General features: G+C 68.2%; 13 protein-coding genes. 9 read left to right on the top strand and 4 right to left on the bottom strand.

What is annotated here, in order from left to right; all coding sequences use genetic code 11:
* Positions 1–26: 26 nt before the first annotated feature.
* Entirely contained in the window at positions 27–1,514 is a 1,488-nt protein-coding gene (locus AC3A4T_RS16575) for an AAA family ATPase (RefSeq protein ID WP_487676368.1), read from the bottom strand.
* 315 nt (positions 1,515–1,829) lie between these two features.
* On the opposite strand from AC3A4T_RS16575, the gene AC3A4T_RS16570 reads away from it, so the two are divergent.
* From AC3A4T_RS16570 to AC3A4T_RS16530, 9 genes are all read left to right on the top strand, one after another.
* Positions 1,830–2,738 carry an AEC family transporter gene (locus AC3A4T_RS16570; RefSeq protein ID WP_487676367.1) on the top strand — a complete coding sequence of 303 codons (909 nt, stop codon included), beginning with the start codon at positions 1,830–1,832 and terminating at the stop codon, positions 2,736–2,738.
* A gap of 195 nt (positions 2,739–2,933) precedes the next feature.
* On the top strand, positions 2,934–4,136 hold the full coding sequence (locus AC3A4T_RS16565) for a hypothetical protein (protein ID WP_487676366.1): 1,203 nt from the start codon (positions 2,934–2,936) through the stop codon (positions 4,134–4,136).
* Positions 4,137–4,504: 368 nt separating this feature from the next.
* A complete protein-coding gene (locus AC3A4T_RS16560; RefSeq protein ID WP_487676365.1) occupies positions 4,505–5,134 on the top strand; it encodes a nucleotide-binding protein in 630 nt (209 codons plus the stop codon).
* Positions 5,135–5,248: 114 nt separating this feature from the next.
* Positions 5,249–5,725 carry a SixA phosphatase family protein gene (locus tag AC3A4T_RS16555; RefSeq protein ID WP_036115859.1) on the top strand — a complete coding sequence of 159 codons (477 nt, stop codon included), beginning with the start codon at positions 5,249–5,251 and terminating at the stop codon, positions 5,723–5,725.
* The gene (locus AC3A4T_RS16550) at positions 5,722–6,462 is read left to right on the top strand and encodes a YceI family protein (protein WP_487676364.1); all 741 of its coding nucleotides are present in this window, start codon (positions 5,722–5,724) and stop codon (positions 6,460–6,462) included. Before AC3A4T_RS16555 ends, AC3A4T_RS16550 begins: the two co-directional genes overlap by 4 nt.
* A gap of 12 nt (positions 6,463–6,474) precedes the next feature.
* A complete protein-coding gene (locus AC3A4T_RS16545; RefSeq protein ID WP_487676363.1) occupies positions 6,475–8,448 on the top strand; it encodes a phospholipase D family protein in 1,974 nt (657 codons plus the stop codon).
* 695 nt (positions 8,449–9,143) lie between these two features.
* On the top strand, positions 9,144–9,338 hold the full coding sequence (locus AC3A4T_RS16540) for a hypothetical protein (protein WP_487676362.1): 195 nt from the start codon (positions 9,144–9,146) through the stop codon (positions 9,336–9,338).
* Positions 9,339–9,671: 333 nt separating this feature from the next.
* The gene (locus AC3A4T_RS16535) at positions 9,672–10,031 is read left to right on the top strand and encodes a hotdog fold thioesterase (protein WP_411921048.1); all 360 of its coding nucleotides are present in this window, start codon (positions 9,672–9,674) and stop codon (positions 10,029–10,031) included.
* A 69-nt stretch (positions 10,032–10,100) separates the two neighbouring features.
* On the top strand, positions 10,101–11,147 hold the full coding sequence (locus AC3A4T_RS16530; RefSeq protein WP_036103539.1) for a LacI family DNA-binding transcriptional regulator: 1,047 nt from the start codon (positions 10,101–10,103) through the stop codon (positions 11,145–11,147).
* A gap of 402 nt (positions 11,148–11,549) precedes the next feature.
* On the opposite strand, the gene eda is transcribed toward AC3A4T_RS16530, so the two are convergent.
* The 3 genes from eda to edd all read right to left on the bottom strand — a co-directional run bounded on the left by eda (position 11,550) and on the right by edd (position 15,289).
* The gene (gene eda, locus AC3A4T_RS16525) at positions 11,550–12,188 is read right to left on the bottom strand and encodes a bifunctional 4-hydroxy-2-oxoglutarate aldolase/2-dehydro-3-deoxy-phosphogluconate aldolase (protein ID WP_487676571.1); all 639 of its coding nucleotides are present in this window, start codon (positions 12,186–12,188) and stop codon (positions 11,550–11,552) included.
* 332 nt (positions 12,189–12,520) lie between these two features.
* Positions 12,521–13,201 carry an HAD family hydrolase gene (locus AC3A4T_RS16520; RefSeq protein ID WP_057920352.1) on the bottom strand — a complete coding sequence of 227 codons (681 nt, stop codon included), beginning with the start codon at positions 13,199–13,201 and terminating at the stop codon, positions 12,521–12,523.
* 255 nt (positions 13,202–13,456) lie between these two features.
* A complete protein-coding gene (gene edd / locus AC3A4T_RS16515; protein WP_487676361.1) occupies positions 13,457–15,289 on the bottom strand; it encodes a phosphogluconate dehydratase in 1,833 nt (610 codons plus the stop codon).
* Positions 15,290–15,306 lie beyond the last annotated feature (17 nt).

Genomic DNA, 15,306 nt, shown 5'->3' with positions numbered 1-15,306 from the left:
TGGGCGCATCCGCGCCCGCGATGCGCTCAGTCTGCCGCGACCGTGCGCGTGCGCGCCCATTCGCGCAGCGACTCGACCTGCTCGGCCATCAGCACCGACAGCGGCCGGGTCTGCTTGAGTTCGGCGCGCAACTGGAAATCCGACAGCGGCGTGTTGGCGGCGAGCGCGGCGTACATCGAGGCGACGATGGCCTGCTCGATTTCGGCGCCGGAAAAGCCGTCGCTGGCGCCCGCCAGCGCGTTCAGATCGAAGTGTTCGGGCGCCAGGCCGCGCTTGCGCAGATGGGTCGCGAACAATTCGCCGCGCACCTCGGCCACCGGCAGGTCGACGAAGAAGATCTCGTCGAAGCGGCCCTTGCGCAGCAGTTCCGGCGGCAATGCGTCGATCTGATTCGCGGTCGCGACCAGAAACAAGCGCGACTTGCGTTCGGCCATCCAGGTCAACAAATAACCCAGCACGCGCCGCGACACGCCGCCGTCGGCATCGCTGCCGTCGCCGGCCAGGCCTTTCTCGATTTCGTCGATCCATAGCACCGCCGGCGACAACTGCTCGGCCGACGCCAGCGCCGCGCGCAGGTTCTTCTCGGTTTCGCCGTGGAATTTGTCGTACAGGGTGCCGAAATCCAGGCGCACCAGCGGCACCCCGAACCCGGCCGCGACCGCCTTGGCGATCATCGACTTGCCGCAGCCCTGCACGCCGAGCAGCAGGATGCCCTTGGGCGGATCGAGCCCGGGCGGCGCCTCGCCGCTGACGAACACCGCGCGGCGCTGCTCGACCCAGCGCTTGAGCCGGCGCGCGCCGGCGACCTCGCTCATGCGCGCACTGTCGTATTCGTAATGCAGATGGCCGGAACGGTTGAGCAGTTCGAACTTGAGCTTGGCCAGTTCGGGCAGATCCTCGGCGTTGAGCGCGCCGTCGCGGAAGATCAGATGGCGCGCGATGCGGCGCGCATCGACCGGGTCGATGCCGCGCAGGTTGCGCACGATCTGCTGGACCGCTTCGCCGTCGACCTCGACCCGGCGGCCGCCGTTTTCGCGCGCGTAGTTCTCGGCCTCCTCGCGCACCAGTTTCAGCAGTGCGTTGGCGTCGGGCAGGCGCGGGGTGTAGCGCACCGCCAGCGAATCCAGGTCCGGCGGCAGTTCCAGCTTGTGGCCGATCAACACCAGCACGTGCGGCTCGCAGTCGCGGCGCTGGGCGATCTCGCGCAACTGGCGCTGGGTGCTGGCATAGCTCAGGTACGGATGGGCGTCGAACAGCAGATAGATGCCGCGCTGATCGGCGTCGCGGATCGCCTGCAGCGTGGTGGAAATGCCGGGCGCGACGTCGGTGCCTTCCTCGCGGTCCAGATCGACCCGGCGCAGGCCTTCGGTGATCGACCAGCGGTACAGCGCGCGCCACACGTTCATCAGCGCCTGCCGGAACAGTTCGACCACCCGCGATTCGTCGCGGGTCTCGATCACGATCAGCGGGGTGTTGGAGCGGATCAGCGCGGTCAGGTCTTGCAGGTCGCTCATGGGGGACGGGTCTTCCTTGGTGCTCACATCATAAGAGGAGTGAGTTCGTAGGAGTGAGGAGTGAGAGTGGGGTTGCACCGCTGGCTCGAAGATCGCCTGCACTCGTTTCTGCGTCGCTCGCTGTTAAGGGAAACCCTAACGCCGCGCCTCCAATAAGGATCGCGCCGCTTACCTACCGGGTTCCCCCCTTTGCAAAAGGGGGGCCAGGGGGGATTCGCTTTTGCTTTGTGCTTTCGCCCCTACGCCCAAAGCCGTCTTGAGCCCGCGCCCGCCAACCGCGACCATGCCCCTAATCCCTCAAGCGATCGCGACCCCATGGCCTTCGACGCTTTCGCCCTGGTCCTGGCCATGCTGGTGCTGGGCTACCTGTTCCAACGCCTGCGGGTCCTGCCCGACAACGCCGCGCAGACCCTGAACCTGCTGGTGCTGTACGTCTGCCTGCCGGCGGCGGTCTTGCGTTACGCGCCGCGCCTGCATCTGGAACCGGCGCTGCTCGGCGTGGCCGCGGTGCCGTGGCTGCTGCTGGGCGCGACCGTGCTGGTGGTCGGCGCGCTGTCGCGCTGGTTGAAATTCCGCCGCGACGAACACGCGGTGCTGCTGCTGACCGTCGCCCTGGGCAACACCAGTTTCCTCGGCTATCCGCTGACCCGCGCGCTGATCGGCGAGCATGCCTTGCCGTACGCGGTGGTCTACGACCAGTTCGGCGCGTTCCTGATCCTGTCGACCTTCGGCCTGTGGGTGCTCGCGCGCTACGGCAGCGACACCCGGCCGAGCGCGCGCGACATGCTGCTGCGGATCGTCAAATTCCCGCCGCTGTGGGCGCTGCTGATCGGCTTCAGCGTGATGCCGGCCGAGCCGCCGAGCGCGATCGCCGGCGCACTGCAACGCCTGTCGGACGCGTTGTTGCCGTTGGCGATGCTGACCATCGGCCTGTCGGTGAAACTGGCCCTGCCGCGCGACGAACTCAAACCGCTGGCCTGCGGCCTGGCGCTGAAACTCGCGCTGATGCCGGCGCTGGCCTGGGCGCTGGTGCCGCTGCTGGGCCTGCACGGCGAAATGGCGCGCACCACCGTGCTGGAAGCGGCGATGCCGTCGATGGTCACCGCCGGCGCGCTGGCGATCGCGCATCAACTGGCGCCGCGACTGGCCGCGGCGATGGTGGGGTATGGCTTGTTGCTGTCGTTGTTGACCTTGCCGTTGTGGGCGCGGGTCGCGGTGGGATGAGTCGGTGCGATTGGGTGCATTCGGCGTGGTTGCCGTGATGGCTGCACCGCCTCGTCACCGCCAGGTTGCGCGCGCGTCCGCGCAGCGACTATTGCGCGACTCTCGCGACACGATCAGCATCGCGCCATCGATCGGTTAGTCAGGGACGCGGCGCGGTGCATGGACAGGGACGATAAGGCGACGGGCATGCGATCGATGAGCGAACCAAAGCGCGCCGGTCGCCCGCGCTCGTGGTTGTTGCTGCTGTTGCTCGCGGCGATGTGCGCCTGCGATCGTGCGCCGGGCAAGCCTGCAGCGGACTCCGACGCACCCACTCGCGCAGCGATCGCCGATGCCGGCCCAGTCGCGTCGGCGCCGCTATCGGACGCCGGATCAATCCGCGGCGCGCCGGACGATGAGTCGCGGGCCCGCGCCGCGGCCTCCCTGGAGCAGGCGCAGAGCGATTATCTGTCCGCGTTGCGGATTCACTTGAAGACGCTCGCCGATCGCGGCGATCCGCGCAGCCAATTGCAGTTGGCGTTGTTGCTGCCGCTGAGCCAGCCCGATTCGATCTCCGAACAGTTGCTGGCGGCGCGCCAGCGCGCGTTGGGCAAGGCCGCCGCGGCTCCGGGCCAGGAAGGCCTGGTGGCCTGGCTGCAAGCGATGGATTGTTTCGAACGCGAAGATTGCGATCTGCAGCCGGCCCTGTCGCGCCTGCAGCAGGTCGAGCCCGACAACGCCATGGCCTGGCTGTTGGCTCTGGAAGACGCCGCGCGTTCCGACGCCGACCCCGCGCAGCTCGATCGCTATCTGCGCCTGGCTGCGCAGGCCGATCACTACGACGACCATCTGACCGACAGCAGTCGCGAGACCTTCAAGGCGCTGGAACAGGTGGCGATGCCGCCGATGACTTCGGAGGCCGAAGCCGCCTTGCGCAGGGTCGCCAAGCTGGAAGGCTCGACCCATGAACACGACGGCCACAGCCTGATCGTGGCGGCGCTGGCGACGCCGATGACATTCCCTCCCTTCCGCGCCACGTTCGAGCTGTGCAAACCGCAGACCCTGCGGCCCGAGTCGGCGCGTGCCCGCGACTGCCGCGCGGTGTTGACGCTGATGGCCGACGGCGACAGCTTCCTCGCCCAGGCGATGGGCGTGAGCCGCATGGCCCAGTTCGCCGCCGGCGGCCGCGACGACGCGTATTGGCGCGAACGGTTGCGCGAGTCGCATTGGCTGCGCGAGAACTTCGCGCGATTCGATTCGCCGGAGATGCTGCGCGCGGTGCGCGAGCTCGGCGAAGTACCGGCCGCGCGCGCCGAACTCGAGCGCCTGGGCGAGTCCCGGCCGCCGCCGGGCTGGCTGCCGCAGAGCGTCAACGGCCGCGCCTTGATCTCCACCGGCAGGCTGCCGCCGAAGTCGTGATGTATGCGGGCGGCGGCGATCGCGCGGGTTCCGGCGCGATCGCGATCGGGCATTGCATCTGGCGATGGGCACGGATGCGTGTGCTTGCGCCATGACGACAACATCGCAGCCTGCGTCGTCATCGAATTCCCGCGGTCGCGGCTGGCGCCGCTCCTACAGGGCGTCGACATGACCACGTCGCTCGCGTGGATCGACACCGAATGCGGCGGTGCCCGCCCGCAAGACCGGGCGACCACCGCGACGCGGCGCACGGAACGTCCCCGGCGGCACCCCACCGGTCCGGCCCCCGGGCGCCGCACCCCCCACCCAGTGATGACCCGGTCCACAGCCCCGGTGTACGCTGCGGCTTCCATCCGGAGGGAGCTCGCATGAAGACCGTGCTGGTGGCCAGTTCCAAGGGGGGCGTCGGCAAGACCACGATCGCCACCCACCTCGCCGCGCAGGCGGCTCTGGAGGGCCTGCATACGGCCTTGATCGACGCCGATCCGCAAGGCTCCTCGACTCGCTGGGCGCAGCGCCGCTCGGTGCTCGAAAGCGCGGTCCTGGCGCTCGACGGCACCCGCCGCAAGGCCTGGCGCAAGCAACTGCCCGAGGACACCCAGCGGGTGGTGATCGACGCCCCGGCCGGGGCCATGGCCGACGACCTGGAGAGTTTCCTGGAGTTCGCCGACGCCGTGGTCGTGCCGATCCAGCCCTCGACCCTGGACATCGAGGCCACCGTGCCGTTCCTCGACTCTCTGGCCCAGCACCCGCGGGTCCGCCGCGGCCAGCTGCGGGTCGGCCTGGTCGGCAACAAGCTCAAGCCGTGGACCAACGCCTCGCAGCAGGCGATCGAGCTGCTGCGCGAATGGCCCTACCCGGTGATCGCGCAGATCCGCGACAGTCAGGCCTACGTGGTCATGACCGCGCTGGGCAAGAGCCTGTTCGACTACCACTCCCAGCAGATCCGCGAGCATCAGGCGGACTGGCAGCCGTTGCTGAAGTGGCTGAAGAAGTGAAGCCGGGCGCCGGCCCGCCCTTCATCACACCGCCCCGCTACCCATCCGTCGCCCCGACAGGCATTCTTCGCTGGCGTTCGCGCACTTCCCTTCATCACTCGTAATCGGTCCCCCATGCGCGAATTGATCCTGCTGCGTCACGCCCACGCCGAGCCGGCCGCCAACGGCCAGGCCGATCTCGACCGCCCGCTGTCCGCCGAAGGCCTGGCCGAGGCCGAGGCCGCCGGCCGCTGGCTGGCCGAGAACAAACTGATCCCCGACTGCGTGCTGTGCTCGCCGTCGCGGCGTACCCGCGAAACCCTGGAGGCGGTGCTCGGCGCGATCGGCTATGTCGAACAGCGCATCGAGCCATCGATCTTCGAGGCCACCCCGGGCACCCTGATCGCCCTGGCCGACACTCACCATGAAGCCGAGCGGCTGATGCTGGTCGGGCACAACCCCGGCCTGGAACGCCTGGCCGCACTGCTGCACAGCGGCCAGTCGGGCGACTACCGCGGCATGCCGCCGGGCGGCGTCGCCGTGCTGACGGTGCCCGCCGGAGTCAGCCTGGAGCCGGGTTCGGCCCAGCTCAGCGCTTTTTGGTGGCCGTGAGCCCAGCAGCGACGGCGCGGTCGCCCGGGTGGCGGCTGCGCCATCGGGTCGCGCTCGCCGCGACCCTGGCCTGGACATCGGCCGTTGCAGTCGCCGCGCCGACGGCCGCCGGCCCGCCGCATGCGCTGGAACAGCGCCCGGGCGAGGCCCGCTCGATCGAAACCTTCGACCCCGAGCACACCCGTTTCAGTTTCGAACTGCGCACCCGCTGGGGCCAGAAGGTCGCCGGCCAGTTTCCGCGTTACGACGGCGAACTGACCGTGTTGGCCGACGGCCGTCATCAGGTGCGCATCCGCCTGGCCGCCGGCGCGGTCGTGGTCGGCGATTCCGAGCGCTACACCCGGCTCGCCCGCGGCGATCGCTTCTTCAACGCGCCGCGCTATCCCTACATCGAATTTCTGTCCGAGCCGCATTCGCCCGACCTGGCCCGCACCGGCGGCCCGCTGCGCGGCCGGCTGACCCTGCGCGGGGTGAGCCGCATGGAAACCTTCGTCCTGGCCCCGGCGACCTGCGCCAAACCCGGCGAGGAGTGCGACGGCATCGCCCACGGCAGCGTCAGCCGCGACGACTACGGCCTCGACGGATGGCAACTCGCGCTTGGGGACCGGGTACGCTTCACCATGCAAGTACGCCTGCAATCCACACAAAGTAAGCTCGCGCCGCCAAAATCCGCGGTTCCCAAGCCCGCGCCGTCGAGAACCCCGGACACCGTTCCGGCCAAGCCCGCGGAGCGTTAAGGAGTCACCCCGTTGAACCCCGTGTTGCGCGGCCTCGCGGCCCTGCTCGCCCTGACGTTGTCGGCCTGCGCCTCGCTCAGCCCGGCCCAGCGCGATCGCGCCAGCGCGATCGCCGCGGCGGCGCGTTCGCAGCAGATCGATTGCGCGGCCGCCGACGCCTGCGCCCAGGCCTCGCCGCTGCACGCACTCGGCGGCCAGGCGCTGGCCGCGTCCACGCCCGAGCAGCCGCGCCATTACGCGGTGATCCTCGACCGCGGCCCCGACGCCCTGCTCGCGCGCATCAACCTGATCCGCAGCGCGACCCACCGCCTGGACCTGCAGACCTACATCTTCGACGAGGACGACGCCGGCAAGCTGGTGCTCGACGAACTGCTCGCCGCCGCGCGTCGCGGCGTGCGGGTGCGGCTGCTGCTCGACCAGCTGGCGGCGCTGCGCCACATCGACACCCTGGCGGCTCTGGCGGGCGTGCACGTCAATTTCGAGGTCAAGCTGTACAACCCGGTGCTGCACCGCGCGCGCATCACCTACCCGCGCTACGTGCTGGCCGCGGCCTGCTGCTGGCGCCGGCTCAACCAGCGCATGCACACCAAGCTGCTGCTCGCCGACGGCCAGATCGGCATCTCCGGCGGGCGCAACTACCAGGACGACTATTACGACTGGGACGACGAGTACAACTTCCGCGACCGCGACGTGCTGGTCGCCGGCCCGGTCGCCGATGTCATGGGCACCGACTTCGACGTGTTCTGGAGCGACCGCCGCAGCGTCCCGGTCGAACGCCTGGCCGACGTCGGCCAGCGCATCATCGACGACGGCGTGCCGGTGTTGCCGCCGCTCGAGTTCGAACGCCCGCAACGCGCCCAGGCCATGCGCGACGCCGCCGCCGACAACGCGCAGATCCAACAGCGTCTGGTCGCCAACGCGATCCAGGTCGGCGCGGTGCGCTACATCTCCGACACGCCCGACAAACACCGCGAGAACGCCGAGAACAACGCGCTCGCCTCCGATTCGCTGCGCAACCTGATCACCCATTCGCGCGAAGAGGTGATGCTGCAGACGCCGTACCTGGTGCTGTCGAAATCCGCGCAGAAGTTGTTCCGCGACCTGCACGACCGCCCCGACCCGCCGCGCGTGATCGTCTCGACCAACAGCCTGGCCGCGACCGACGCCTTCATCGCCTACGCGCTGTCGTACAAGTACAAGCGCCGCTACCTGCGCGAATTCGGTTTCAACATCTACGAATACAAACCGTTCCCGGCCGACGCGCCGATCGACATCGCCGCGACCGGCGCGTCCTTGCCCGACCTGGGTCTGGAAGGATTGCCGGAACACGACGACCGCGCCCTGCCGAATTCCGTGCAGGGCGCCGGCATGGCCGAGTCCCGGCGTGGCGAAGGACCCGACCGCAACAGCGTGATCTACCGTCAGCGCTACCGGCAACCGTTGGCGCGCGAGTACGCGGCGATCCGCTACGCGCGCCGGCGCAGCAACGAACCGGTGCCGCTCAAGCGCGCCGGCGTGCGCATCGGCATGCACGCCAAGTCGATGGTGATCGACGAACGCATCGGCGTGATCGGCACCCACAACTTCGACCCGCGCGGCGATCACTACAACACCGAGAGCGCGGTGGTGATCGACGACCCGGTGTTCGCGCGCGCGCTGGCCGACAGCATCCGCCGCGACATCGCGCCGGCCAACTCGTGGGTGATCGCGCGTCGCGACAAGCCGCCGATCTTCTCCGGCCTGGAATACTCGATCGCGAAGATCTCCGAGCACTTGCCGCTGTTCGACCTGTGGCCGGTGCGTTACGCGACCAGTTACGAATTCGTGCCCGGCCCGGACTGCCCGTCGCCGCTGTACCGCACCGACCCGGGTTTTCGCGCCTGCTACAAACCGGTCGGCGATTTTCCCGAGGTCAACCTCGGGGTCAAGAGTCTGACCACGCGGATGTTCACCGCGTTCGGGGCGGGGTTGGCGCCGATTCTTTGAGGCTTGCGCGGCGGGTGGGTTTTCCGCCGCGCCGGATCGCGCGTTCACCGCCGGTTTCGCGTCCTTCGCGCTACCGCGCGCAACCGACACAACTGCATCGCAGCGACTGTAGGAGCGGCGCAAGCCGCGACCGCGAGTTACGGTTACGGCGCAGGTTTCGACGTTGCCGTGGTGCCGCGGTCGCGGCTCGCGCCGCTCCTACAGGCAGGCCACGTAGTTCAGCTTGAGCCTGAAGCCGCGCAGTTCATCCAGCGCTGCCAAGCCGCGGACTCGCGTTAGCAAAGCCAAAGCCACATGGCCTCCCTGTAGGAGCGGCGCAAGCCGCGACCGCGACATCACGACCACGACGCAGGCGACGAGGCCGTCGCGCTGGCGTGGCCGCGGCGATGACGCCTCAAGCAACCGATCAAGCCAAAGGCAAGCGAATTGGCGGCGACCACGACCCTCGGTCACATCCTCTCCCCCAGCTAGGTCTTCAGTCATGGGTGCGCAATTGCAACCCTCGCCGCCCCCGCCACATCTCTATTACCGAACCCGGCAGCCACGCTCCACCCACCCGCGGTACCCCCGGCAACACGCACCAGCGGGGCATGACTAAAGGGGGATATGACTTCCGGCATATAGTTACTTCTACTTAGGTGTTGTAGATTACCAACACACCGAAGCACTACAACCCCACGACACAGGAAACCACCATGAACACCCAGACCGCCAACACCGTCACCACCACCACCGCGACCACCGCCCCGGCCGCCGCCCCGACCGCCCCGGTCGCCCGCCACATGCACCGCCAGCGCGACTTCGGCGTCGGCTACGGCAACAGCAGCGGCTACGCCAGCAACCGCAGCTACGCCAGCAACTGGGCCCAGCCGCGCTTCCGTTTCGCTTGATCGCGGACCGCCCGTCCATGGACCGGCTGATTCCGGCAAGGACCTCCACCCTCTCGTTCTCACCCGGACCGGCGCGCACCCCCGACCTCCCCCGCGCGCCGTTCCGGGTCCATTGAGGCCCGGCCGTCCCCGAATCACCGCTCCAGCAGCACCGGCAACACCCCTCGCAGCACCTCAGGATCACCGACCGACCGGCCACGACTGGCCCGGCCCGGCCATCGCCGCTATCGTGCAGCGATGAACCCATCCGACCCCGCACCCACCGCCGCGCGTCCACTGTTCCGCGGCACGACCACCGTTGACGACCTCAACCGGCTCTCGCGCAACACCGCGATGGAACCGCTCGGCATCGTTTTCACCGAAATCGGCCCGGACTACGTCCGCGGCACCATGCCGGTCGACGCCCGCACCCACCAGCCCTACGGCCTGCTCCACGGCGGCGCCTCGGTCCTGCTCGCCGAAACCCTGGGCAGCAGCGCCGGCAATCTGTGCTGCGCCGAGGGCAAGGTCTGCGTCGGCATCGAGATCAACGCCAACCACCTGCGCGGCGTGCGCAGCGGCACGGTCACCGGCACCGCCCGGCCGATCCATGTCGGCGGCAGCACCCAGGTCTGGGACATCCGCATCGAGGACGAGGCCGGCAAGCTCGCCTGCATCTCGCGCCTGACCCTGGCCGTGGTACCCAAGATCTGAAGCGGCGAGTAGGCTAAGGTCCCGTCCGGCACGCCCCGCGCGCCGGCACCGCGCCCACCGCGAGGCTCCGTGCGCCGACCCACCATTAAAGATGTCGCCGAGCTGGCCCAGGTCTCGCTGAAGACCGTCTCGCGCGTGATCAACGACGAATCCGGCGTCCGCGCCCGCACCCGCGCGCGGGTGCACGAGGCCATCGCCGAACTGGAATACCGCCCCGACCCGTCCGCGCGCAGCCTGCGCAGCGCGCAGCCGTATGCACTGGGCGTGGTCTACGACAACCCGAACCCGTACTACATCATCAGCGTGCAGAACGGTGTGCTCGCCGCCTGCCGCGAGACCGGTTACGGCCTGCAGATCCACCCCTGCGATTCGTCCTCGCCGTTGCTCGCCGCCGACCTGATCGACCTGGTCCAGGGCGCGCGCCTGGCCGGCCTGGTGCTGGCGCCGCCGATGTCCGAGCGCAAGGAACTGGTCGCCGAACTGGTCGCCCACGGCATCCGCCTGGTCCGCATCGTCTCGGCCGCCGAAGACCCGAAGGACGGCTCGCCCTGCGTCTGGGTCGACGACCGCGACGCGGCGTACGACATTACCGAACACCTGATCCAGCTCGGCCACCAGCGCATCGGTTTCCTGTGGGGCGGCAAGTCGCATCTGTCGAGTTGGGAGCGCTACAAGGGCTACGCCCAGGCGCTGGCCGACTACGGCATCGTCGAGGACGAAAACCTCGTGTTGCCCGGCGACTATTCCTTCGACGACGGCTTCCGCGGCGCGCGCCGCTTGTTCGCACTGCCCGACCGGCCGACCGCGATCTTCGGCAGCAACGACGAAATCGCCGCGGGCGTGCTGGCGGCGGCGAAGTCCTCGGGAATGCACGTGCCCTACGACCTGTCGATCGCCGGCTTCGAGGACAGCCCGTTCTCCAAACAGTCCTGGCCGACCTTGACCACCGCGCGCCAGGCGACCGAAGAGATCGCGCGGCATGCGGCGTACCGCCTGATCGCCGAGTTGCGTCGCGACGGCGACCAACAGGCCGAGATGCCGGCGAACGAAGGCTTCAGCCCGATTCTGGTGGTGCGTGGGTCGACCGCGCCGCCGCGGCCGCTTGCGGGGGCTTGATCGGCGCTGATTGCTGGATTGGCTTGAAGGTGGGATTCGTCATCGATTGAACCACCATCGATCGATGCGCATGCGGTTGCTGCCACTGATGCGCACGCGATTGCTTCCACTTACGCCGCGTCGACTCCGTCTGTCATGCCTTTGCTGTTTCCCCGACGTTGCTGTTGCTGTCCCCCCTTTGCAAAAGGGGGGCAGGGGGGATTCGCTTTGGCTTTGGCTTTGGCCCTAGCCGCTTTCGTCCCTCGAACAGATAAAGCGCAGAGCAAAAGCGAATCCCCCCTGCCCCCCTTTTCCAAAGGGGGGAAAAGCAACAGCAGGGGCAACAGCTGGGGCTCTTACGCAGTCACGCAGTCGCTCGTCACGTAGTTGCTCACTCAGTCGCTTACCGAGTCAATCAGTCGCTCACCCGCGCAACATCACCGCCGCGCGCGCCAGCGCCTCGATCTGCGCCCAATCCCCCGCCTTCACCGCCGCCGCGGGCGCCACCCACGAGCCGCCGACACAAGGCACATTCTTCAACGCCAGATACTCATGCGCGTTGTTCGCGCCGATCCCGCCGGTCGCGCAGAAGCGCAGCTCCGGCAACGGGCCGCCCAGCGCCTTGAGCGCGCTCGCGCCGCCGATCGATTCGGCCGGAAAGAATTTCAGCTGGGTGTAGCCGTGCTCGAGCAACGCCATCGCTTCCGATGCGGTCGCCGCGCCCGGCAGCCACGGCAGATCGATCTCGCGCGCCGCGGCGATCAAGCCCGGCGAACTGCCCGGCGAAACCGCGAAGGTCGCGCCGGCCTTCAAGGCATCGACGAAATCCGACGGTCGCCGCACGCTGCCGACCCCGACCGCCGCGCCCTCGACTTCGGCCGCGATCGCGCGCACCGCGTCCAGCGCGACCGGCGTGCGCAAGGTGACTTCGATGGCCGGCAGACCGCCGGCGACCAGCGCGCGCGCCAGCGGCACCGCGTCCTTGAGATCGTCGATCACCAGCACCGGCACCACCGGCGCAAGCGCCAATACCGCGGCGACGCGCGCTTGCAGATCCTGCATCGAACTCATTGCTTGGCTCCGGTTGGGGTTGGGGTTGGGGTTGGGGTTGGGGCGTTTATAGTTGATCGATAGATCACGCATTCAACCGCACATACAACGTGCTTACGATTTTTTCGAATCTTTCAAGCCGTCATTCCCGCGAACGCGGGAATGACATTCTGGAAAGATGAGGTTGAGTCTGTGCACGTTCGGCTAAGTCGAAGTAAGACAGCATCCGCCTTGGCGGGAATAGTGGTCCCGAAGTGCGACGCCGATGTCCCTGCATGCTCGGCTGCGCCGAAATAGGACAAGGTCGCCTTCGCGGGAAAACGAGCAGAACGAGTTCACGCCAATCACGGCCGCGCAGCGACTTCATCAATATGCTTTAGCAAATCCGCCGGATCTTCATACACCCGGAACGCACCCGCACGCTCAAGCTCCTCCTGACCATAACCGCCCGACAACAACCCGACCCCGAGCGCACGCGCGCGACGCGCGGCCAGCAGATCCCAGATGCTGTCGCCGACCACCACCGAATGCTCGATGTCGGCGCCGAGTTTGTCGGCGGCGGCGAGGAACAGATCCGGATCGGGTTTGGCGTACTTGACCATGTCGCGGGTGATCACCACCCGCTGCTCCGGATCGACACCGAGCGCGACCAGGTTGTGACGCGCGGTTTCCATGCGGCCGCTGGTCGCGATCGCCCAGGGAATGTCGTTGGCGGTCAGATACGCGAGCAGTTCGACCGCGCCCGGCAACGGGCGGATCTGGGTCGCCTGACGGCCGTAGGCTTCCGCGTGCAGGCGATGCAGGCGCTCGATCCGCTCCGGGGTGATGTCGATGCCCGTTTCGCGCAGCAGAATGTTGGTGAACAAGCCGCCGCTCATGCCGATCTTGCGGTGGATGCGCCACACCGACAGCGGGATGCCGTCGGCGTCGAGCGCCTGCTTCCAGGCGAGCACGTGCTGATAGACGCTGTCGACCAGGGTGCCGTCGAGGTCGAACAGGAAGGTGGTGCGGGCGGGGGCGGGCATGGGGGCGTCCGGGATTCGGGATTCGGGATTCGGGATTCGGGAAAAGGCTACGGGTTGCGACGACTGCTTGATTCGTCATTCCCGCGAAGGCGGGAATGACGTTCTGGTGAGACGTCGCTGAAGCCTCTGGATATTCGGTTACGCCGATGTAAAGCAGAGCCCGCTTTCGCGGAAATGACGGCCTGAGGAGTTCGCGGGCATACCGAACGGCGACATCAGCCGATACCTCGTTACCAAATCGAAACCCACCACTCATCAAAGCGTCACCGACCCAAACACCCCCGCCCCGCGATCCGCCGGCGCGGCGTAATCGCGGAACGCGGCGAACAATTCGCGGCCCATGCCGACGTGATGCCCGGACAGATCGGCTGTCGCGTTGTCGCGCGCATCCCAATCGGCGGGCTCGATCACGTTCAAGGTCCCTTCGATCGCATCGAGCCGCAGCACGTCGCCGTCGCGCAACTTCGCCAACGGTCCGCCCGCCATCGCCTCGGGGGTGATGTGCATCGCCGCCGGCACCTGTCCGGACGCGCCGGACATGCGGCCGTCGGTCACCAGCGCCACGCGATGGCCGCGCTTCTGCAGCACGGTCAGGGTCGGCGTGAGCTGATGCAGTTCGGGCATGCCGTTCGCGCGCGGGCCCTGGAAACGCACGACCACGATCACGTCGCGATCGAGTTCGCCGCGTTCGAACGCCTGCTTCACCTCCTGCTGTTCGACGAACACCCGGCACGGCGCTTCGATCACCCAACGATCCTCCGGCACCGCCGAGACCTTGATCGCGGCGGTGCCCAGATTGCCGCTAAGCACGCGCAGACCGCCGTCCGCGCGGAACGGTTCGCTGACCGGCCGCAGCACCGCGGTGTCGCAACTGGTCGGCGTGCTCGGCACGTACTCGACCTGACCATCCGCGCCCAGTCGCGCTTCGACCCGATAGCGCGCCAGGCCATGCCCGGCCACGGTCTCGACATCGCCATGCAGCAGGCCGTGATCGAGCAACTCGCCGATCAGATAAGCCAGACCACCGGCGGCGTGGAAATGATTCACGTCGGCGCTGCCGTTCGGATACACCCGCGCCAGCAGCGGAATCGCCGAGGACAACGCGTCGAAATCCTCCAGCCGCAGGTCGATGCCGGCCGCGGCGGCCATCGCGATCAGGTGCAGCAGATGATTGGTCGAACCGCCGGTCGCATGCAGGCCGATCACGCCGTTGACGATCGCCTTTTCGTCGACGATGCGGCCGATCGGCCGGTAGTCGTCGCCGAGCGCGGTGATCTGCGCGGCGCGTTGCGCAGCCAGCGCGGTCAGCGCATCGCGCAGCGGTGTGTTGGGATGGACGAAGCTGGAACCGGGCAGATGCAGGCCCATCAGTTCCATCAACATCTGGTTGGAATTGGCGGTGCCGTAGAAAGTGCAGGTGCCCGGGCCGTGGTAACTGCGCGCCTCGGCTTCGAGCAATTCGTCGCGGGTCGCCTCGCCGGTCGCGTAGCGCTGACGCACCCGCGACTTTTCGTCATTGGGCAGGCCCGAGGTCATCGGCCCGGCCGGCACGAAGATGCCCGGCAGGTGGCCGAAATGCAGCGCGCCGATCAGCAGGCCCGGCACGATCTTGTCGCACACGCCCAGGTACAGGCCGGCGTCGAACATGTCGTGCGACAACGCGATCGCGGTCGACATGGCGATCACGTCGCGCGAAAACAGCGACAACTCCATGCCTTCGCGGCCCTGGGTCACGCCGTCGCACATCGCCGGCACGCCGCCGGCGACCTGCGCGGTCGCGCCGCAATCGCGCGCGGCGGCCTTGAGCAGATCGGGATAGCGCTCCAGCGGCTGATGCGCGGAGAGCATGTCGTTGAACGAGGTGACGATGCCGAGGTTGGGCGCGTAACCGCTGCGCAACGCGGCCTTGTCGCCGGTCGAACAGGCCGCGAAACCGTGGGCGAGATTGCCGCAGGACAGGCGTCGCCGATGCGGGCCGCCGCTACCGGCCGCGTCGATGCGGGCGAGGTAGGCGGTGCGGCGCGCGCGGCTGCGTTCCTGGATGCGGTGCGTGACTTGCGCGACAACGGGGTGCAATGGGGTATTCACGTTTACTCAGTCAGTGC

Source organism: Lysobacter sp. Soil_N_51 (genome assembly GCF_057655755.1).
This window is presented reverse-complemented; position numbering and strand designations above follow the sequence as displayed.

Bases quoted from the DNA above. Each gene is read 5' to 3' on its own strand.
- AC3A4T_RS16575 (WP_487676368.1), bottom strand. From the start codon at position 1,514: ATGAGCGACCTGCAAGACCTGACCGCGCTGATCCGCTCCAACACCCCG.
- AC3A4T_RS16570 (WP_487676367.1), top strand. From the start codon at position 1,830: ATGGCCTTCGACGCTTTCGCCCTGGTCCTGGCCATGCTGGTGCTGGGC.
- AC3A4T_RS16565 (WP_487676366.1), top strand. From the start codon at position 2,934: ATGAGCGAACCAAAGCGCGCCGGTCGCCCGCGCTCGTGGTTGTTGCTG.
- AC3A4T_RS16560 (WP_487676365.1), top strand. From the start codon at position 4,505: ATGAAGACCGTGCTGGTGGCCAGTTCCAAGGGGGGCGTCGGCAAGACC.
- AC3A4T_RS16555 (WP_036115859.1), top strand. From the start codon at position 5,249: ATGCGCGAATTGATCCTGCTGCGTCACGCCCACGCCGAGCCGGCCGCC.
- AC3A4T_RS16540 (WP_487676362.1), top strand. From the start codon at position 9,144: ATGAACACCCAGACCGCCAACACCGTCACCACCACCACCGCGACCACC.
- AC3A4T_RS16535 (WP_411921048.1), top strand. From the start codon at position 9,672: ATGGAACCGCTCGGCATCGTTTTCACCGAAATCGGCCCGGACTACGTC.
- eda (WP_487676571.1), bottom strand. From the start codon at position 12,188: ATGCAGGATCTGCAAGCGCGCGTCGCCGCGGTATTGGCGCTTGCGCCG.
- AC3A4T_RS16520 (WP_057920352.1), bottom strand. From the start codon at position 13,201: ATGCCCGCCCCCGCCCGCACCACCTTCCTGTTCGACCTCGACGGCACC.